The sequence below is a fragment of the Azotobacter armeniacus genome (assembly GCF_054779355.1).
In genome coordinates this window covers 1-631 of sequence record NZ_BAAGYK010000081.1, presented here as the reverse complement: position 1 = coordinate 631, position 631 = coordinate 1, and the positions used below count along the sequence as shown (strand labels likewise).

1 protein-coding gene is annotated in these 631 nt (G+C 58.6%); it reads left to right on the top strand.

Annotation, left to right across the window (positions count from 1 at the left end; translation table 11 throughout):
• Nucleotides 1-359 (top strand): alpha/beta fold hydrolase (locus tag ACYVD0_RS12395; protein WP_460427089.1); only part of this gene is annotated, 359 nt, incomplete at its 5' end.
• Nucleotides 360-631 lie beyond the last annotated feature (272 nt).

Here is a 631-nt window from a genome sequence, read left to right as displayed (position 1 = left end):
TGGAGCGGCCTGAACTGGTCACTCATCTGGTGCTGACAGTGACGTCGGGTGGGATCGATATGGCAGGTCTAGGCGCGGAAGATTGGCGACCGTCCTTCTTCGCAACTAACCCGACTGTGCCGCGCTGGTTTGGGAACTACCATGAAGACCTGTCGCTTCGGCTGGTCACGCTGCAGGTTCCGACACTGCTGCTATGGGGTAATGCAGACCCGATCAGCCCCGTTAGCGTAGGGCAGCGCTTGGCTTCACTGCTCCCGCAGGCCGAGATGCATGTTTTCTCCGATGGTGACCACAATCTAGCCAACACCTTTGCTACTGACGTAGCACCGCTGATCGATAGGCATTTGGCCAAAAGATGACCGGCTTGAAGACAGATCTCATTCCCCCACCCTTTTCAAGCCATCCCCATCCCAACCAGAGCTGAGGTTGTCCTTAATAGACGCCAGCGCTCAATGCAGTCTCGCAGCAGCGATCCAGTGCAAGGTCGCGGCGGCGAGCCGCTGCTCTCGTGTTTTCGTGGCGAACTCGACCAAATCGAGCGGGGCAGCGCTCTTTGTGCCCGAGGAGGTCCTGGGCGAACTCAATGGCGCCAAGCGGTGGCCTTGATCCTGCCAAGCTCGAACGAATGGAC